At 68.7% G+C, this 19130-nt stretch carries 21 protein-coding genes; 5 read left to right on the plus strand and 16 right to left on the minus strand.

Going from position 1 to position 19130, the window contains the following annotated elements:
• Positions 1-4 precede the first annotated feature (4 nt).
• The 14 genes from OHA21_RS36055 to OHA21_RS36120 form a co-directional block, all read right to left on the minus strand.
• A complete protein-coding gene (locus OHA21_RS36055) occupies positions 5-796 on the minus strand; it encodes a motility protein A (protein WP_328462749.1) in 792 nt (263 codons plus the stop codon).
• Positions 796-1086, minus strand: a complete 291-nt coding sequence (locus OHA21_RS36060) for a flagellar FlbD family protein (protein WP_328462751.1) — start codon at positions 1084-1086, stop codon at positions 796-798. Before OHA21_RS36060 ends, OHA21_RS36055 begins: the two co-directional genes overlap by 1 nt.
• A 190-nt stretch (positions 1087-1276) precedes the next feature.
• Positions 1277-2566, minus strand: a complete 1290-nt coding sequence (locus OHA21_RS36065) for a flagellar hook protein FlgE (protein ID WP_328462753.1) — start codon at positions 2564-2566, stop codon at positions 1277-1279.
• A 33-nt stretch (positions 2567-2599) separates the two neighbouring features.
• Positions 2600-3037 carry a flagellar hook assembly protein FlgD gene (locus OHA21_RS36070; RefSeq protein WP_328462755.1) on the minus strand — a complete coding sequence of 146 codons (438 nt, stop codon included), beginning with the start codon at positions 3035-3037 and terminating at the stop codon, positions 2600-2602.
• Positions 3038-3249: 212 nt separating this feature from the next.
• Positions 3250-3738 (minus strand): hypothetical protein, encoded by a 489-nt coding sequence (locus OHA21_RS36075; protein ID WP_328462757.1) that lies wholly within the window; start codon positions 3736-3738, stop codon positions 3250-3252.
• A 7-nt stretch (positions 3739-3745) separates the two neighbouring features.
• Positions 3746-4108, minus strand: coding sequence for a response regulator (locus tag OHA21_RS36080; RefSeq protein ID WP_328462759.1), 363 nt, complete (start codon positions 4106-4108; stop codon positions 3746-3748).
• Entirely contained in the window at positions 4105-4590 is a 486-nt protein-coding gene (locus tag OHA21_RS36085; RefSeq protein ID WP_328462761.1) for a chemotaxis protein CheX, read from the minus strand. Before OHA21_RS36085 ends, OHA21_RS36080 begins: the two co-directional genes overlap by 4 nt.
• Entirely contained in the window at positions 4587-4973 is a 387-nt protein-coding gene (locus OHA21_RS36090; RefSeq protein ID WP_173476755.1) for a response regulator, read from the minus strand. The genes OHA21_RS36085 and OHA21_RS36090 overlap by 4 nt, the downstream gene beginning before the upstream one ends.
• Positions 4974-4978: 5 nt before the next feature.
• Positions 4979-5824, minus strand: a complete 846-nt coding sequence (locus OHA21_RS36095) for a CheR family methyltransferase (RefSeq protein ID WP_328462763.1) — start codon at positions 5822-5824, stop codon at positions 4979-4981.
• Positions 5821-6990, minus strand: a complete 1170-nt coding sequence (locus tag OHA21_RS36100) for a protein-glutamate methylesterase/protein-glutamine glutaminase (protein ID WP_328462765.1) — start codon at positions 6988-6990, stop codon at positions 5821-5823. The genes OHA21_RS36095 and OHA21_RS36100 overlap by 4 nt, the downstream gene beginning before the upstream one ends.
• A gap of 13 nt (positions 6991-7003) precedes the next feature.
• A complete protein-coding gene (locus OHA21_RS36105) occupies positions 7004-7876 on the minus strand; it encodes a hypothetical protein (protein WP_328462767.1) in 873 nt (290 codons plus the stop codon).
• Positions 7876-8313: a chemotaxis protein CheW gene (locus OHA21_RS36110; RefSeq protein ID WP_093619555.1), complete on the minus strand. Its 438-nt coding sequence runs from the start codon at positions 8311-8313 to the stop codon at positions 7876-7878. The genes OHA21_RS36105 and OHA21_RS36110 overlap by 1 nt, the downstream gene beginning before the upstream one ends.
• A gap of 1 nt (position 8314) precedes the next feature.
• Complete coding sequence (locus tag OHA21_RS36115; RefSeq protein WP_328462770.1) at positions 8315-10678, minus strand: chemotaxis protein CheA; 2364 nt, start codon at positions 10676-10678, stop codon at positions 8315-8317.
• A 65-nt stretch (positions 10679-10743) separates the two neighbouring features.
• On the minus strand, positions 10744-11442 hold the full coding sequence (locus OHA21_RS36120; protein WP_328462772.1) for a response regulator transcription factor: 699 nt from the start codon (positions 11440-11442) through the stop codon (positions 10744-10746).
• A 392-nt stretch (positions 11443-11834) separates the two neighbouring features.
• On the opposite strand from OHA21_RS36120, the gene OHA21_RS36125 reads away from it, so the two are divergent.
• Positions 11835-12410 (plus strand): CAP domain-containing protein, encoded by a 576-nt coding sequence (locus tag OHA21_RS36125; RefSeq protein ID WP_328462774.1) that lies wholly within the window; start codon positions 11835-11837, stop codon positions 12408-12410.
• Here the strand turns inward: OHA21_RS36125 and OHA21_RS36130 are convergent, their stop codons facing one another.
• Positions 12411-13475 carry a UDP-N-acetylmuramate dehydrogenase gene (locus OHA21_RS36130; RefSeq protein WP_328462776.1) on the minus strand — a complete coding sequence of 355 codons (1065 nt, stop codon included), beginning with the start codon at positions 13473-13475 and terminating at the stop codon, positions 12411-12413.
• A gap of 68 nt (positions 13476-13543) precedes the next feature.
• On the opposite strand from OHA21_RS36130, the gene OHA21_RS36135 reads away from it, so the two are divergent.
• From OHA21_RS36135 to OHA21_RS36145, 3 genes are all read left to right on the plus strand, one after another.
• Entirely contained in the window at positions 13544-14305 is a 762-nt protein-coding gene (locus OHA21_RS36135; protein WP_328462777.1) for a maleylpyruvate isomerase family mycothiol-dependent enzyme, read from the plus strand.
• Positions 14306-14393: 88 nt separating this feature from the next.
• Positions 14394-15797, plus strand: coding sequence for a GH1 family beta-glucosidase (locus OHA21_RS36140; protein WP_328462779.1), 1404 nt, complete (start codon positions 14394-14396; stop codon positions 15795-15797).
• A 15-nt stretch (positions 15798-15812) separates the two neighbouring features.
• Positions 15813-16826: a LacI family DNA-binding transcriptional regulator gene (locus tag OHA21_RS36145; protein WP_328462781.1), complete on the plus strand. Its 1014-nt coding sequence runs from the start codon at positions 15813-15815 to the stop codon at positions 16824-16826.
• A 970-nt stretch (positions 16827-17796) separates the two neighbouring features.
• Here the strand turns inward: OHA21_RS36145 and OHA21_RS36150 are convergent.
• Positions 17797-18600, minus strand: coding sequence for an EI24 domain-containing protein (locus OHA21_RS36150; protein ID WP_328462783.1), 804 nt, complete (start codon positions 18598-18600; stop codon positions 17797-17799).
• Between the two features lie 60 nt (positions 18601-18660).
• On the opposite strand from OHA21_RS36150, the gene OHA21_RS36155 reads away from it, so the two are divergent.
• Positions 18661-18876, plus strand: coding sequence for a hypothetical protein (locus OHA21_RS36155; protein WP_328462785.1), 216 nt, complete (start codon positions 18661-18663; stop codon positions 18874-18876).
• Positions 18877-19130 lie beyond the last annotated feature (254 nt).

A 19130-nucleotide genomic window follows, 5' to 3' on the forward strand; every position in this document is an offset into this window, starting at 1 on the left:
TAGATCAGGCCGCCTTCTTGGTCGATGCCGCCGCTTCGGCCTTCTTCATCTCGTCCGGCGGGAGCAGGCTGCGGAGCTTCTGCGCAACCAGACGCGGGTTCGAGCCGGCCTGGATGGCCAGGACACCGTCGATGACCAGCTCCATCTCCTCGGCCTCGATCGCGCTCAGCCGGGCCAGACGGGCACCCATCGGCAGCAGGATCATGTTGGCGCTGAGCACGCCCCAGAGGGTGGCGCAGAACGCCGCGGCGATCGAGTGGCCCAGCGTCTCGGGCTTGTCCAGGTTCTCCATGACGAGCACCAGACCCATGACCGTGCCGATGATGCCGATCGTCGGGGCGTAGCCACCCCAGGACTCGAAGAACTTCACGCCCACCTTGTCGGCCTTCTTCTTGGCGGCGACCTCGGCGTGCAGGATGTCGTGCAGCTCGTCCGGGTCGGTGCCGTCGATGGCCAGCTGCAGTCCGCGCTTGAGGAAGGGGTGCTCGACCGTCTTGACCGCGTCCTCGAGGGCCAGCAGGCCCTCGCGGCGAGCGCGCTCGGCCAGCTTCACGACGTTGTCGAGCAGCTCGGTCGGCGGGGTCACCTTGTTGGTGAAGCCCTTCTTGAGCTGCGCACCGAAGGCGGCGGTGTCCTTCATGACGCCACCCGTCATGGCGGCGGCGAAGCCACCACCGAAGACCAGCAGCATCGACGGCCACAGCATGATGGAGGCGGGCGAACCACCCTCCACGATCTGGACCAGGAAGACAATGCCCAGGCCGGCGGCGACACCGATAATGGTTGCGAGGTCCATCAGCGATCCTTCCGGTGCAGCGGGAGCACCTTGGCGTCGAGCTCGTCATCCGACGAGGAGTGGGACGAGGAGTTGGTAGCCACGTGCTCGGGCTCCAAGCGACTCGCCTGGGCGATCAGCGAGGCGCGGTAGTGGCGCACCGAGTCGATGAATTCGGGCACGGACTCGGCGATGATGTACTTGGTGCCGTCCACCAGGGTCACGACCGTGTCGGGCGTGCAGTCGACACGCTCGACGAGATCCGGGTTCAGTGCGAACACGGCACCGTTGATGCGGGTTACGAGAATCACGACTTCCGTCCTTGGGGCGTCTTGGCTGGTGGGGCCGTCCGTGGCCCGTCACCTAGTACTTCGGCTGAGTGCCGGTTGCCGATGAGATCGGCGTGGTGGCGACTCGGGTGCGGTCATATCGGGGCATGCACTCACGAAAACGGCCGGGACGGGCACGAGTGCCCGTCCCGGCCGATCGCCGGAATCGCTACTAGCGCTTCATGCTGACGAGCTCCTGGAGGATCTCGTCGGAGGTGGTGATGATGCGGGAGTTGGCCTGGAAGCCACGCTGGGCGACGACCAGGTTGGTGAACTCCTGCGCGAGGTCGACGTTCGACATCTCCAGGGCGCCGGAGATGACCTGACCCATGCCGGCACTGCCGGGTTCGCCGACCTGCGCGTACCCGGAGTTGACGGTGGTCCGGAACATGGAGTTGCCAACCTTCTCCAGGCCTGCCACGTTCTTGAACGTCGCCATGGCGACCTGGCCCAGCGTCTGCTTGAGGCCGTTGCTGTAGACGCCGACGATCTCGCCGGTGTCCGAGACGGTGTACGAGAGTGAGGTCAGCGCGCCGGCGGTCTGGCCGTCGGTGTCGAACACCCGGGCGTCGGAGAAGCCCGAGTACATCGTCACGTCAGCCATGTTGATTTTGAACGGGCCCAGCTCCATGAAGCCGTCGGAGTCGAGCTCACCGAGGCCTGGCGTGCCGGTGGTGTCGATGACCGCCTTGCCGCTGGCCAGACCGATGACACCGGTGACCGGTGTGACGCCGTCGGACTCCATAACCGGCGTGGTTCCATCGGCCTCGAAGAGCTCGATGTCCCAGTCGGTGTCGACCGTGGGCGGCGGCTGGTTGGTGTCACGCGTGAACTTCACGTTGATGGTCCGGGTCGCGCCCTTGTCATCGAAAACCTTGACCGGGATGTTGACCGTGTCCGTCAGCGGCGCCGGGTCACCCTGCGGCTGGTCGCTGGACAGGTTGCCCTTCAGCGTGATCTTCGTGGTCTTCTCGGGCGGAATGGTCGCGCCGAGCGGCATTTTGATATCGCCGGGCTGACCGCTCGACTCCACCACGCCGTCCTTGGCCGTCCAGCCCTGCACCGGCTCGCCGGTGGAGGTCGCCAGTACGCCGTTCGCGTCGAAGAAGAACGAGCCGGCCCGCGTGTAGAGCGTCTCGTTGCCGCTGCGGGTGATGAAGAACCCGTCACCCTGGATCATCATGTCGCCGGACTTGCCGGTCGTCTGCGCCGATCCCTGGCTGAAGTTCGCGGTGATACCGGCGACCCGCACACCGAGGCCGACCTGCGCCGGGTTCGTGCCGGCCTGGCCTTCCTGCGGCGAACCCGCGGCGCCCATCATCTGGCTCAGCGTGTCGTTGAACTGAACCTGCGACGCTTTGTAGCCGGTCGTGTTGACGTTCGCGATGTTGTTACCGGTGACGTCGATCATCCGCTGGTGGGCGTTGAGGCCACTGATGCCGGAGTAAAGGGAACGCAGCATGAAGAGGAGTCCTTAGCTCGGAGGAAACGGAATTCAGGCGTTGGTCGCGGTGGTGATCTCGACGACCTTGGACAGCTGCACATCCGTGTTCCCGACCTTGAGCGTCGGTTCGCTGTCTCCGTTGAGCTTCGCCGCGGTGATCACGCCGGTCTGCTGAGCACCGGTTTCGTCCATGTACGTGACCGTCTTGCCGACCAGCGAACTAGCGCCGATCATGCGTTGCGACTGGAGCATGTTGATCATGTCTTCGAGCTTCTCGACCTGCGTGAACTGGGCGGTCTGCGCCAGGAACGCGGTCGAGTCGGCTGGCTTGGTGGGGTCCTGGTACTTCAGCTGGGCGACGAGGAGCTTCATGAACGTGTCCTTGTCACCGAGCGACTTGCTCTTCGCTTCCGAGGCTTTGGCCGCGGCCAATGCCTTGGCAGCATCGGCGCCGCCGGTGCCGAGTGGTCCGGAGGTCGGTGAGGTCATTGACTTCTCCCTGTCCCGTAGCAAGCTCAACCTAAGCTTCGGCCCGGCCCCCGGTTTGCTTAGGCCCGGTGAGAATTGTTCGCGACGGTGGAGATCGCCTGCCTCGCTTACGCGGCAGGAACTCGAGGTAGGTGGCGAACAAGTCGCAAAATTTGCGGGCCCGCCGAATCGGCGGGCCCGCAACGGGAGATCTTCAATGGGAACGCCTCAAACTAGGGAGCCAGGGACAGGCTGAGCTTGCCCTTGCCGTATCGGCTGACCTCGACCATCAGGTCGAGCCGCCGGCCGAGGGCGAGCAGAACCGCACGCGCGTCGGCGGGCAGGTCCTGGCCCGGGTAGACCACCTGGTAGAGCTTGACGTGCGGCGAACCCTCCTTGTTGAGGAGGCTGGTGAAGATGTTGCAGAGTTCACCGACGTTCTCCGCGAGGTTGGGGAAGAGCTGCTTCTCGTCGATGCTGTCCTCGGCGGCGCCGGCCGGCAGCAGACCGAGCGCGGCGCCCGCGTTCGCCGCGAGGCTGAGCTGCATGCCCATGCACGCGTAAATCTTCTGACTGTTATCAGTGAAGATGGCGACCGTCGCGGTGGTGACCTCCGGCGCGCTGAGCGGATCCCCGGGGCTGACGATCACCTCGCGACCGAGCAGATCCTCGAACAGGTTACGGACGGCTAGAGAGCCGGGAAGAACCGAGACGTCTGACATGTCCTAATCATCCCAAGATAGGAGCGAAAACCTCATCGAATCGCTCAGCGGTGAAGGGTTTGACGATGAAGAACGCCGCGCCGGCGCCCTCGGCAGCCGACTTCATCTCCGGAGTGCACTCCGAGGTCACGAAGCCGAACTTGACGTTGTTGCCGGCGGCCCGGAGATTGCGGAGCACCTCGATGCCCGTCTGGCCCGGCATGTTCCAGTCCGAGATGATCAGGTCGGGATTCTCGGCGGTGGCCTTGTCGAACGCCTCCTGGCCGTCCGCGGCCTCGACCAGGTCGTGATCGCCGAACCCGGCCTGACGCAAAGTCCGGACGACGATCTGCCGCATCACCCGGCTGTCATCGGCGATGAGGATCTTCATGCGCCCTCCTCCTTGTTGTCGGTGCTGCTCTGCCACATCGAAATGGACACCGGTTCGCCCTCCCACACCCCGTACACCCCGCTGATGCGCTGGGCGTTCGGGTATCGCGCCGAGGACTCCGGTGCCAGCACCACCTGCGGGAGCGACAGCTGCGCCCCGGGCGGCAGCATTGCTTTGACGTTGCCACCGACAATATTTGCTAGTTCGCCCAGTGTGTCAGAAATGTCCTCCTCGCTCACCTCCTCCATCTCCATCGCCAGGAAGGCGGCCGCGGCTCGCTGAGCAGCGACGCGGGAGGAGGCATAGACGATGTGCCCACTCCACGACCCGGTGATGGAGACCGAGGAGTGCACCTCGGAGGGCTGGTTCTCGTCGTACGTCGGGATCAGCGGGCTGATGCCCTCCGGATCGAGGTACGACTCCCAGACCTGCTCCACCATTTCGGCGAGGTCACTCTCGTCGACCTCGACTTCGACACTCATGAATTCGCTCCGGTCGGGACGAGGCCCAGCAGGGCCAGCTTTTCGATCATTGCGCCCTCCGTGAAGGGCTTGATCACATATTCGTGAGCGCCCGCTGCGAGCGCCCGTACGATCTGGCTCTGTTCGCTTTCGGTTGTGACCATCACCAGGGTCATCTCGCGCAGTCGCGGGTCGGCCCGGACCTTCGTGACGAACTCGAGCCCGTTCATGTTGGGCATGTTCCAGTCGATGAGGGCCAGTTCCGGCACCTCGGTCATGTCAGCGAGGAGGTCCATCGCCTCCTTGCCGTCGCCCGCTTCCACCGCCTCGAAGTTGAGCTTCGTGACGATTCGCTTGAGGATCATGCGCATCGCGCGCGAGTCGTCGATCACCATGGCGCGCATCGGCGTCATCCCCTTCTCGCGGCACCGGCGGGCACCGCATTGCGAGTCCGGTAGGCAGAGGTGCGGCCGGCGGCCACCCGCTCGTAGTTGTCGTCGATTCCGATCGTGGTCTCGGCCGCACCGAGGAAGAGCCAGCCGTCCGGGCGCAGGATCCGGGCAGCGTTCTGCAGCACCTGACGCTTGGTCGCGACGTCGAAGTAGATGAGAACGTTGCGCAGGAAGATCACGTCGAACGGTTGCATCGGCGGGAACGGCGCGGTCAGGCTCATGTGCTTGAAATCGACGTTCTTGCGCAGGTTGGACACGACCCGCCAGTGCGCGCCGGCCCGCTCGAAGTACTGCACCAACTGTGTGGCCGCCAGGCCTCGGTTGACCTCTACCTGGCTGTACTCGGCCTTCTGGGCACGTTCCACCATGGCGGTGGAGATGTCGGTGCCGACGATTTCGTACGACCAGCCGGCCGGAAGCGCCTCCTGAAGCGTGATGGCCAGGCTGTACGCCTCCTGCCCACTGGAGCTCGCCGCCGACCAGAACCGGAGCTTGCGTACCGAGGCCCGTGACTTGATCAGTTCGGGAAGCACCACGTCGGTGAGGGCCGCGAACGGTTCCCGGTCCCGGAAGAACGAGGTCTCGTTCGTGGTGAGCGCGTCGATGATCTTGCGCTGGTTCTGCGGGTTGGGGCGTTTCTGCAAGTCGGCGATGAAGTCGTTGACGTTCGCCGCCCCGACCGCCCGGGCCACCGGGATCAGCCGCGCCTCGACCAGGTATTCCTTGCCCGGCGCCAGCACGATCGACGCCTCACGCCGCACGAGGTTGGAGACGAACGTGAACTCCGCCTGCGAGAGGGTCATCGGGCCACCGCCGGTGAGCGACCCACCCGTACGCGGTTGAGCAGCGCTCCCGCGATCCGGTCCAGCGGCAGCACCTCGTCGGCCAGGCCCGCGCCCACGACGGCGCCGGGCATGCCCCAGACCACCGAGGTCGCCTCGTCCTGTGCCAGTACCTCGGCGCCCGAGTCTCGTAGCACTTTCGCACCACTCCGTCCGTCTTGTCCCATTCCAGTGAGCACGGCCGCGAAGGCCGATCCGCCGTACAGCGCCGCTACGGAGCGGAACATCACGTCCACCGCCGGCCGGCACGAATTTTCCTGCGGTGCGCCGCTGAGCTGGGTCAACGTCGCTGTTCCCCGGCGCTGGAAGACCAGATGTCGGTCACCCGGGGCGATATAGACGGAGCCGGGCGCGAGCTCCATGCCCTCACCCGCCTCGACCACGCGTAGTGGCGTGCTGCGGTCCAGCCGTTCGGCGAACATCTTGGTGAAGACCGGCGGCATGTGCTGCGTGATCACGATCGGTACCGGCAAGTCCGCCGGAAGCCCCAGCAGCACCTTGGTGAGCGCGTCCGGCCCACCGGTGGAGGATCCGATCGCCAGAATGTCGATCTTCCCGCCGCTGCTGCGGCGCGCCGCGGGCCGGACCGGCGCCGGACCGGTTGCCGGTGGCCGGCCGGGTGCGGCGGGCGGAGCACCCGGTCGCAGCGGTGCGCCGGGACGTGCCGCCGCGGGCGCCGGACGGGTGGGCGGTCCCGCCGGTCCGGCAGGTCCGGCCGGACGACGCCGGCCGCCCAGGGCCTGGATCTTCGGCACCAACTGCTCGCGTACCGCGGCGATCGACTGCTGCACCGAGCCGACGTTGCTCGGCTTGGTCACGTAGTCGGTCGCACCCGCGGAGAGCGCCTCCAGCGTGGCGGTCGCGCCGGAAGCGGAGAGGGTGCTGAACATGATCACCGGAAGGTTCGCGTGCCGCTTGCGCAGCTCCCGTACCGCCTCGATGCCGTCCATCTGCGGCATCTCGATGTCCATCGTCACGACATCGGGCTTGAGCTGATCGATCTTCGCCTGCGCGAGCAGGCCGTTCGCGGCCGTACCGACGACCTGAATGCCCGGAGCTTCCCCGAGAGCATCGACGATCAGCCGACGGACCACTACGGAATCGTCGACGACGAGGACCGAGATCATTCGACCACTCCCTTCAACCGAGCCAGGCCGGGCCGAGCGCCGCGACCACCGGCGCGAGCAGCCGGTGAGCCGTGGCGGTGTCCAGCAGATCGCGTACGACCAGCGCCTGAACGGCGCCGCTGAGCATGTTCCAGACGCCACCGGCCCGGTCGGCCAACGGAATTCCGGCCGAGTCCACCGCTTGGACCAGCAGCATCTGCGCGGCCGCCGCGGTACGGACCCGGTCCGAGAGGTACGCCGCCCAGGACGCCGAGTGCACGGCAGGCGACCATCCCGCGGTGTTGCGGCGGGCGTCGTCGGCGGAGGAGCTCACCCGCTGGCGGTCCTCCGGTCGCAACGTGCGCAGCCGGTCGAGCAGAGCGGAGACCGTGTAGTGGTGCGGGCCGAGGTCGATCGGCGCCCCGGCCGGCAGCTTGCGTACCGCTGACACCCAGCCGGCGCCGAGCCGGCGGCGGGTCTCCTCGTCCAGCACTTCCCGCAGGTAGCTGGCGACCGCGGCGTCGCACAGCAGCGCCGTGGCGGCCGCCGCCTCCTCGCTCTGCCGGGCGGCCCGGCCGGAGCCCTGCCAGGTCCACGACATCACGTCGTAGCGCAGGCAGGTCAGCAGCGAGTCGACCGAACCGATCGGCGCCCGCTCGACCAGGGCCAGGTTGCCGGCCGGATCGTCCTTCGACATGCCCTTGAGGGACGGCATCCGCCGGGCGGCGCTTTCCACCTCCACCCAGAGCAGAGCCCGGGCGCCCTCGTCGGGCAGCCGTTCGGCGAGCACCGGCAGATCCCCGCTCTGCAGGCGCAGGGCGCGCAGCAGTACCTCGGCCGCGGCCGGCCCGCCTTCCAGGCGGGTCAGATCGAAGCCCAGCACGGGGGCGCTGACCAGGCTGTACATCAGTTCGTGGCGCGGTACGTGTCGACGGCCTGATTGACGTCGAGAGCCAGCATCAACCGCCCGTCCAGCTTGAACGTGCCCACCACCAGCTCCCGGGTGGGCCCGCTCAACGTGTCCGGCGGTGGCTCGAACGTCTCGTCGTCGAGATCCACGACCTCGCCGATCTTGTCCACCAGCAGGCTCACCGGCTCGCCGTCACCGCGCAGGATGACGTTCATGACCGGGCCCTGCAGCGCCTGCCGGGCCAGCCCGAGCTGCACCCGCAGGTCGACCGCGGCGATCACCTGACCGCGCAGGTTGAACAGGCCACCGACGGCCGGCGGGGCGAGCGGCACCGGGGTGTACTCGTTGTACGAGAGCACCTCCTGCACGGTGTGCACCTCGACCCCGAAGAGCTGGCCGTCCACCTCGAAGGTGGCGAACTGACGACTCGCCATCTCAGGCCTCCACCAGCATCTCGTCCGCCGCGTCGGTGTAGAAGTTCGGGTCGGCGGCGAGGATCGCCCGGCGTACGTCGAGCAGTTCGGTCACGCGTTGCTGGATGACCGCGGTGCCGACCAGACCGTCCTCCTCGGCGTCGCGGCGGGCGGTGGTCTCGTTCTCGGCGATGTCCACGATCCGGTCCACCACCAGCGCGACGCTGCGGCCGCCCTCGCTGTAGACCACCACCGAAACGGTGTCGCCCTCGAGCTCTTCGCCATACGCCCCGAGCAGGTGTGACAGCCGCACCAGCGGAAGGATCTGGCCGCGGTACTGCACCACCTCGCGGGAACCCGCGTGCTCGATGCGGTCCCGCGGGAACTCCTCGAGCCGCGTGACGGTGTCCAACGGGATCGCCACCCGGCGCTCCCCGACCGCGGTGACCAGCAGGCGCTGGATCCCGCCTCCGCCGGAGGCCTTCGAGTTCGCGACGACGTTCTCGCGTTCCGAGTCGACGGCCAGGTGCGAACGCCGGGCCAGAGACGATACGTCCAGGATCAGGCCCACCTTGCCGTCGCCGAGGATCGTGGCGCCGGCGTACAGGCCGATGTCCTTGAACCGGGTGTTCAGGGCCTTGACCACGACCTCTTCGGTGTTCAGGACCCGGTCCACCACCATGCCGAACCGCCGGCCGTCGGCCTGCAGCACCATGATGTAGACGCCCTGATCACCGCCGACCTCGAGGCCGAGGGCCCGGTCGAGGCGGACCAGCGGGAGCAGCTTGCCGCGCAGCCGGTAGACCGGCGCCCCGGACGCATATTCGATCTTGGTGGTGTTGCCGTCGATGAAGACCAGCTCGAGCACCGCCACCTGGGGTACGACGTAACGCTGATCGCCGCAGTCGACGGTGAGCGCCTGGATGATCGCCAGGGTCAGCGGGATGGTGAGCCGCCAGACCGTACCCTCGCCCGGGGTTGAATCGACGCTGACCGCGCCACCGATGTTCTCGATGTTGGTCTTCACCACGTCCATGCCGACGCCGCGGCCGGAGACGTTCGTGACCTTCGCCGCGGTGGAGAAACCGGGCTGGAAGACCATCGCCATGATGTCGCGCTTGTCCATGTTCGGGATCTGCTCCGGCCGGAGCAGCCCATTCTCGACCGCCTTCTGCGCGATCCGCTCGACGTTCAGGCCGGCGCCGTCGTCGGCGACCTCGACCGCCACGTGCCCACCCTCGTGGTACGCGCGAAGCGTGAGCGTGCCTTCCGAGCCCTTGCCCGAGGCGATCCGGCGCTCCGGGTCCTCGATGCCGTGGTCGACCGCGTTCCGCACCAGGTGGGTGAGCGGGTCCTTGACCGCCTCCAGCAGGCTCCGGTCGAGCTCGGTCTCCTTGCCCTCCATGACCAGCTGGACCTGCTTGCCGAGCGAGTTGCTCAGGTCCCGGACGACTCGGGGCAGCTTCGACCAGATGTGCTCGATGGGCTGCATCCGGGTCTTCATGATGCCCTCTTGCAGCTCGCTGGTGATCATGCCGAGCCGCTGGGCGCTGCGGACCAGACCGGAGTCACCGATCTCCATCACGCCGCGGACCAGCTGGTTCCGGGCCAGCACCAGCTCGCCGACCATGTTCATCAGGGTGTCCAGCAGGTCGACGTCGACCCGGATCGCGCTGTCCGCGATGCTCCGCTTCGGAGCCTGGGACTGCAGCGCCTCGTTCACCGCGGCGGGCTGAGCCTTGCCCTCCTCGAGCAGGATCGTGCCGAGTTTGCGCTCGTCACCCTCGATCTGCTGCTGAAGCGCCGAGCTGACGTCGGCGGGCTGGGCCGCGCCGGCGTCCACCAGGATCTGGCCGAGCGGCTGGCGCTGCTCGGCGACCGGCTCGGGCGCCGGGCGTGCCGACGGCGTTTCGTCGAGCTGCACCGGGGCTTCCGCGTCGGCCTCGGCCTCGGCAGCCGGCGCAGCCGCGGCCGGAGCAGCCGCCGGAGCGGCCGCGGCCGGCGCGTTCATCTGCGCATTGATCTTGACGATCATGCTGTCGATGTCGACTTCGGCCTCGGACCCGTTCTCCTCGATCGAGGAGAGGATGGACCGCACGCCGTCGATGCAGACCAGCAACACGGTGATGGTCTCCGGGGTGACCGGCTGAACGCCGTCCCGAAGCCGGGACAGGAGCGACTCACCGGCGTGGGCGAGCTTCTCCAGGCGGCTGAACGCCAGGAACCCGCTGGTGCCCTTGATCGTGTGGATCGCCCGGAAGATACGGGAGATCAGGTCACGCGAGTCCGGTTCCTGCTCGAGGCTCACGAGGTCCCGGTCGATCTGGTCCAGGTTCTCGTGGCTCTCCATCAGGAATTCGCCGACGATCTCGCCAAGGTCTTCCACGACTTACTACCTCCTGCTCGGCTTCACAGCCCTCATCGACTCGAGCGGACGCAAAATGAGGAGACTCAGGCTTCTCCACCTGGACGCCGGTATCGGTATCCGAATCCACGCACCGACTCGATGGGCGACTCGTCCGGATCCGACCATCCGAGCTTGCGGCGCAGCCGCAGCACCGCGAACTTCACCCGCTCCTGACCGATGCCGGTGGGGTCGTCCCAGGCCTGGGTCAGCAACTGGTTCGGGCTGAGCACCGCGCCGGCGTGCCGGACCAGCGCGTTGAGAAGGCGGAACTCGGTCGGGGTGAGCCGCTTCTCGTCGCCCTTGACGTACACCCGGCGCTTGGTCGGGTCGAGGTGGACGAGCCCGTCGTCGTAGACCTGGCTCGCCCAGCTGTTCTGCCCGCTGGAGGAGCGACGCAGCAGCGCCTCCACCCGGGCCAGCAGTTCGTTGTTGGCGAACGGCTTGGTCAGGTAGTCGTCGGCGCCGCCGCGCAGGCCGCGCACCTTCTCGGCTTCCTGGCCGTGCGCGGTGAGCACCAGCACCGGTACGTCCGACACGTCCCGAAGCCGTTCGAGCACCTGCCATCCGTCCATCTCCGGCAGGCCGACGTCGAGCACCACCAGATCGGGATGTTCGGCGTACGCCTCCTTCAGGCCGGCCCGGCCGTCGGCGGCGTGTGCCACCTCGTATCCGGCCCGGCTGAACAGCAACCGGAGAGCGAGTGCGATGTCGGGGTCGTCCTCGACCACGAGAAGGCGACTCATCGTTTGCTCACCCTGCCCCCAACCCGCACTCGCGCCCGTACGGGCACGGCCGAACTCCGGCGGCACGGGTGTGCTCCGGTTATCGGCGTCTTGCCTGGCACCGTCCGCGCGACCGCGAACGGAGGAAATTCAAAGGCGCAAAAACACCATAGCGTGATGTCATCGCCTATTTACGGACAGTGACAGTTTAGCGGCCAACGCCCGGAACAAGAGGCGGTCGCGAGTTTCCGGCCAAGCCGGTGGAATGGCCGCCCGGCCGGGCCATCCCCTCAGCGTGACATCTCGAGTACGGCTTTTCGTCCTTTCCGCGAAAGATGTGACACGCCGCGAGGTACGGGGTGCGATATGCGTGTCGGACGATTCCCGTCCGTTCTCCGACCCGGGAGGCATACGTGTTCGACCTGGTGGTACGACGTGTCGCCATGCTCGCGGCGACGCCGGTCCTGTTCGTCCTGGCCGCCCCGGCGGTGGCTCACGGCCCGATCGTCCCGCCCCGGCCCTCTCTCGTACCGCCACCGGACGCCGCACCCCGCATCCCGGCGACAGTGCCCACGCCCGAAGCGACCTCGGTGGCCCGGCAGCGGGCCCACTCGATGATGGTCCAGGTGGCACGCCTGACCAACCAGGAACGTCAGGCGGCCGGCTGTCCCGCGCTCTCGACCGACCGCGAGCTGATCACCGCGTCGCTGCGGCAGAGCTGGTACATGGCCCGGACCCGGCTGTTCAGCCATGTCTGGCGGGACGGCTCGGACTTCGTCAGCCGCAGCCGGGCCGCGGGCTACCGGCAGCCCGCCGGGGAGAACATCGCCTGGGGCTACCGCAGCGCGACCGACGTGGTCGACGCGTGGATGAAGAGCCCGGGCCACCGGGCCAACATCCTCAACTGCGGTGCGAAATCCATCGGTACGGGTGTCGCGTACTCGGCCGACGGCACGCCGTACTACACCCAGGTGTTCGGGTGGGAGTAGTCAGAGGGCGCAGTTGATCAGCACCGGCTCCGGGTGCAGCTCGACGCCGAACCGGTCCCGGACCCCGTCCCGGATGGTCCGCGCCAGGTCGAGCAGCGCCCCGGTGGTGCCGGCGCCCCGGTTGGTCAGGGCCAGCGTGTGCTTGCTGGAGATGGCCACCCCGGCGCCGGCGAAGCCCTTCGGGAAACCGGCCTGCTCGATCAGCCAGGCGGCCGGGATCTTCACGGTGCCGTCCGCCGCCGGCCAGTGCGGCATCTCGCCGAGCGTCGCGAAGAACTCGGCGGAGACCACCGGGTTGGTGAAGAACGACCCGACCGACCAGGTGTCCCGGTCCTCCGGGTCGAGCACCATGCCCTTGCCCGCGCGCAGTTTCAGCACGGTGTCCCGGGCCTGCTGCAGCGGCACCCGGTCACCGGCCGAGGCGCCCAGGTCACGAGCCAGTTCCGCGTACCGGATCGGGGCGGAGTCAGGGGACTTCGCCAGCCGGAATTCGACGGACAGGACCAGGTGCCGGTCGCTGTGCTTGAACACGCTGGACCGGTAGCCGAAGCCGCACTCCGCCGGGGACATCGTGCGCACCTCGTCGTCGACCCGGTCGTACGCCGAGACCGCCTCGATGGTGTGCGCGACCTCCTGCCCGTACGCCCCCACGTTCTGGATCGGGGTGGCGCCGGCCGATCCGGGGATGCCGGACAGGCACTCGAGTCCGGACCATCCGCTCGTCACCGCGTACTGAACGAAGTCGTCCCAGGGCTCCCCCGCTGCCACCCGGACCAGCACGCTCGCCGCGTCCTCGGCGACCACCTCGATCCCGCGGGTGCGCAGCAGCAGCACCTCGCCGGCGAAGCCGGCATCGCCGACCACGACGTTGCTCCCGCCGGCCAGAATCAGCACCGGACGGCCCTGAGCCGAGGCGTTACGTACGGCAGTGACCGCTTCATCCGCATGTACCGCCGTGGTCACCGTGCCGGCCGGCCCGCCGAGGCGTAGCGTCGTGTACGCCGCCAAGGAGTCGTCCGGAGCCGGGGGTGTGTCAGTCAGATGATCGGCGAATGCGTCGGGCACGACGTTCACCCTAAGCTCACAGTGGAACGGGCTTCACCGGCGGTCCGGCCGAGCGGGAGACAGGTGCGATGAACAGGTTGCACGCGACGAAGGACTTCTGGCTGGCAGCGCTGCGCGCGGACGGGCCGGCCCTGTGGGATGCCGTCGCCGAGACCGGCCCGGAGGCGGCGGTGCCCGCCGGCCCGGACCGGACCGTTGCCGACCTCGCGCACCACCTGACCGATCTGCTGCGCTGGGTCCGCGCCACCGTCGCCCGCGGTGTCACCGACCGGCCACCGGTGCCGGAGGAGCCGCAGAGCCGCCCCGAGTGGTCCGAGTCGCTCGACCAGCTGCGCCGGGAGCTGACCGGCACGATCGAGACGCTGGAGGCGCTCGACCCGGACTTCCCGGCGTGGAACTGGGCGCCGCAGCCGAAACGCGCCGTCTTCTGGCACCGCCGGGTCGCCCACGAGATCTCGGTGCACCGCTGGGATGCCGAGTCCGCCGCCGGCCGGGCCACCCCGATCGAGACGAAACTGGCTGCCGACGGGGTCGGCGAGGTGCTGGACACCTGGCTGCCGGCCGGCCGCCGGTCCGGCCCGACCGATCTGCACGGCGTGGTCCACCTGGTCGCCACCGACGCCGCTCACGAGTGGTTCGTCCGGTTGCGCGGCGCCGGCATCGCGCTGCTGGACACCGGCACGATTCTCGACAGCGACGACCATCACGCCCGCGCGAAGGCCACCGGCACCGCGAGCGACCTCCAATTGGCCCTGATGGGCCGAAAACGCCCCGATCAACTCGCGCTCACCGGTGACCCCCGCCTCATTCAGGCTCTGCGGGCTGGTTGATCTTGACGGGGTGGCGTTGTTTCACCGCTGCAAACGACTAAGATGAACCGGTTAAGTTCACCTGATCAAGAGCAGGAAGCGGTGAATAATGACGGCAACCGTCACGTCCACGTCGGCGCAGCCGGCCCCCGCGGGGATCTCCTTCCCTGACGGATTCGTCTGGGGCGCGGCCACCGCGTCGTACCAGATCGAGGGCGCGGCGCGGGAGGACGGTCGCGGCCCGTCCATCTGGGACACCTTCAGCCGTACGCCGGGCAAGGTGCACGCCGGCCACACCGGCGACGTCGCGTGCGACCACTACCACCGGTACGCCGACGACGTCGCGATCATGGCGGATCTGGGACTGGCCTCGTACCGGTTCTCGGTCGCCTGGCCGCGCATCCAGCCCGACGGCACCGGCCCGGTCAACATCCGGGGCCTCGACTTCTACGACCGGCTCACCGACGAGCTGCTCGGCAAGGGCATCGACCCGGTGGTGACCCTCTACCACTGGGACCTGCCGCAGACGCTCGAGGACCGCGGCGGCTGGACCAACCGGGAGACCGCCGAGGCGTTCGCCGAGTACGCGCAGATCGTCTACGCCCGTCTCGGCGACCGGGTCGGCACCTGGACCACGCTGAACGAGCCGTGGTGCTCGGCGTACCTGGGGTACGGCTCCGGCATCCACGCGCCCGGCGTGCAGAACCCGGCGTCGGCCCTCACCGCCGTACACCACCTGAACCTGGCCCACGGCCTGGCCGCCCGCGCCCTGCGCTCGGCCGGCGCCCGCAGCATCAGCATCACGCTGAACCCGTGCGAGGTTTCCCCGCTCGACCCGGACAGCTCGGCCGACCGCGCCGCCGCCAAGCTGATCGACGGCCTGGCGAACCGGATCTTCCTGGACCCGCTGCTGCGCGGCCAGTACCCGGCCGACGTTCTGGAGCACATCGCCCGGCTCACCGACCTGGCCCACATCAAGGACGGCGACGAGGCGATCATCAACGCCCCGCTCGACGTGCTGGGCATCAACTTCTACACCCCGTCGTACGTGTCGGCGAAGCCCGGCCACCCTGGTGCGCTGGACTACCCGGGCAGTGACGGCATCGCGTTCCGCCGGCCGGTCGGCCCGGTCACCGACATGGGCTGGCAGATCGAGCCGGCCTCACTGACCCGGCTGCTCACCCGCATCCACCGGGACTACCCGGGCACCCCGCTGCTGATCACCGAGAACGGCGCGGCGTACCCGGAGGGCCCGACCGAGAACGGCGAGGTCCACGACCTGCGGCGCATCGAGTACATCGACGCCCACCTGCGCGCCTGCCACGACGCGGTAGCGGCCGGAGTGGATCTGCGGGGATACTTCGCCTGGTCCCTGATGGACAACTTCGAATGGGCCGAGGGGTACGCGAAGCGCTTCGGTATCGTGCACGTCGACTACACGACGCAGCAGCGTGTGCTCAAGGACAGCGCGAAGTGGTACCGCGAGGTGATCCGGCGTAACGGCCTGGAGTAAAGCTAGGAGCGGTTTGTGACGACGCGGGAACGGCCGACCCTGGAAGCGGTTGCCCGGCGCGCCGGGGTTTCCCGAGCGACCGTGTCCCGTGTCGTCAACGGCTCGACCACGGTCGCGGCCACCATCCGGGAGGCCGTCAACCGGGCCGTCGAGGAACTCGGCTACGTGCCGAACCAGGCGGCCCGCAGCCTGGTCACCCAGCGCACCGACTCCATCGCCCTGATACTGCCGGAGACCGCGAACCGGGTCTTCTCCGACGACCTGTTCTTCCCGGCGATCATCCGCGGCGTCGGGATGGAACTCGAAGCCGCCGACAAACAGCTCGTCCTGATGATGACCGGCTCCGAAGCCGGTCATCATCGCGTCGAGCGGTACGCGGTCGCCGGCCACGTCGACGGCGTCATGTTCGCCTCGATCCACGGCGCCGACCCGCTGCCCGGCCTGCTGGCCCGGCGCGGCATCCCGGTGGTCTGCAGCGGCCGCCCGATGACCGCCGACCCGCCGGTGCCGTACGTCGACGTCGACCACGCCGGCGGAGTCGCCGCCGCGGTCCACCACCTGGTCACCGGCGGCCGCCGGCGGATCGCCACCATCGCCGGCCCGCAGGACATGGTCGCCGGCGTCGAACGCCTGACCGGCTACCACAACGCCCTGCGCGCCGCCGGCCTGCCCGAACTCGTGGCCCAGGGCGACTTCACCCGCGAGTCCGGCATCGCCGCCATGCGCGACCTGCTCGACCGCGACCCCACCCTGGACGCCGTCTTCGCCGCCTCCGACCTGATGGCCCACGGCGCGCTGCAGACCTTGCGCGAATCCGGACGCCGCGTCCCCGACGACGTCGCCGTGATCGGCTTCGACGACTTCGAGATCAGCCGCTACAGCGACCCGCCGCTCACCACCGTCCGCCAGCCGATCAGCGACGCCGGCCGCACGATGGCCCGCCAGATGCTGCGCCTGATCGCCGGCGATCCCGACGTCCCGGCCTCCGTCGTACTCCCCACCGAGCTGGTCATCCGCGCCTCAGCCTGACCAACCCTTTCAGTACGAGCATGCCCCGTCCCGCCGAACCCTGCCCGTCCCCCACTACACCGCGATCACCAGCCCACTTACGGCCCCACCGCGCCCGCCGGGCTCACCCACGTGGCCAGCCCCAGCCGCCCCTCAGCGCTGCTCCGCATCCCCACAAGCAACCCTCACGGTCAGCCAGCCCCACCCGGCTGACACCCAGCGCTGCCTCGCATCCCCACAAGCAACACTCACGGTCAGCCAGCCCCACCCGGCTGACACCCACCGCTGCCTCGCAGCCCCACAAGCAACCCTCACGGTCAGCCGGCCCTGCGTGGCTGACGCCCAGCGCTGCTTCCCCGCTGGGGCGGGCAAGTGGGCCCGAGGCACGGAATGTGGCCCCGATAGGTGCGTGACGGCCAGCCGGCGAGACCCCGGCTGGCACGGAGACACGGCGAGCGGGCGCGATGGCATGCGCGGCGGCCACGCCTGTGGGGTCGGCTGGCTTGCCGTTAGCTTGATCTTGAAGGAACCGCCCGAAGCACGGGGGCGAGAGCAAGCAAGAGGCGCCGCCTGTGAGCCGGCCGAGACGTTGACGTCGAAAGCTTTCCAGCAGTCAGCCGACCGGCGTGGCTGACGCCGAGTGCTGCCTCGCAGCGCCGCAAGCAGCACTCACGGTCAGCCCGCCTACGCGGCTGACGCTCAGCGCTGCCTCGCGGCGCTGGAAGCAGCACTCACGGTCAGCCAACCCACCCGGCTGACCGCCAATGCTGCCTCGCGGCGCTGGGAGCAGCGGTCGCGGTCAGCCGAGCCGCGCGGCTGACGTGCAGTGCTGCCTCGCGGCGCTGGAAGCAGCGGTCGCGGTCAGCTGGGTTTGGGGTGAGCGTTACGGGGCGCTTACGCCCGGCGGGCGCGGTGGGGCCGGGACGGGGCTGGTGATCGCGTGGTAGCGGGGGACGGCCACGGCTTCGGTGGGGCGGGGCATGCCCGTACGTCAGAGGGAGGGTGTTGTGGTGATCTCGATGGGCTTGCCCAGCGTGCGGCGCGCCAGCAGGGTGGCGCCGGCGATGGCCGCGGGCATCAGGAAGATCGCGCCGAGCGGGATCAGGAACGTGGCGAAGACGGCGGCGCCGAAGCCGAGCGTGAGTGGCTTGTTGGCGGCGAGCGCCACCCGGCGGTGACGGAGGCGCTGGCCGCGTCGCTGGAACGGGACGCCGGTGAGTTCGAGGGCGAGGATCCAGCCGCCGATGGCGCCGCCGAGGACCGGGATGACGGTCTGGCCGATGAACGGCAGCAGGCCGAGCAGGAACAGTGGGATCGCGATCAGGATCGAGATGCCGATCAGCCGGAGCGAGTCGGCGAGGCTGCGGCGCAGGGAGCGCAGGAGGCTGATTTCCACCTCGTCGGGTACGCCGCCGAAGCGGTCCTCGACCAGCTCGGAGATCTTCTCGTAGAACGGGTCGCCGATCAGCAGGGTGACCGCGGTGAACGTCAGGATGCCGAGCAGTACGGACAGGCCGAGCACACCGGCGCCGGCCAGCACCTGGACGGTGTCGCGCAGCCAGGCGGACCAGCCGTCGGCGAACCAGGTGACCTGCTCGGAGATGTCCGGCAGGAACCGGATCAGCACGACCAGCGCGGCGATGTAGATGATGCCGGCGAGCAAGGCCGGCAGCAGGCCCAGCAGGAGCAGGCGTGGGCTGCGCAGGACCAGGCTCAGTCCCCGGGCGAGCAGGCCGACGCCGGTGAGGAACTGCCGTACCACGGTCGCCGGTGCCTGAGCCTGATCTCCGTTCACGTTCCGGGAGCTTAGGACCCGGTCGCTACCCCGGATGACGGCAGGGTCGACGGACTGGGGGTGGCGCTCGTCGACGGTGTCGCCGATGGGGCCGGCGGGGTGGTGACGATCTGGGTCGGGGTGGGTACCGGCGGGAGCGTCAGCAATGGAGGTGCGGAGGATGTGGTCGGTGCTGGTTCCGCCGTGACCGTCACGGTCATGGTCGCTACCGGAGCGGCGGTTGGCGGCGCTGAGGAGGACGGCACGGTGTGGGGCCGGGCGGGGCGGGAGCGGTAGCCGTCTGTGGACGGGGTGGCTCCGGCGGGGGCGGCACCGATTCCGCCGTCGCCGTCGACGCCGTTGCCGGGTCCGCCCGGCACGCCGCTCAGCGAGGCTCGGTAGGCCGCGGGGGCGCCGAGAGCCCAGCCGGCCACGATCGCGAACGGCAGTCCGACTACCACCAAAGCGAAAAAGACGGATTTAGGGGACAAGCGCACGTACGGAACACCGGTTCATGGCCCGAAAAGTTACGGCTTAACCGGACATAGGGT

It is taken from the genome of Actinoplanes sp. NBC_00393 (genome assembly GCF_036053395.1).
GTDB lineage: Bacteria > Actinomycetota > Actinomycetes > Mycobacteriales > Micromonosporaceae > Actinoplanes.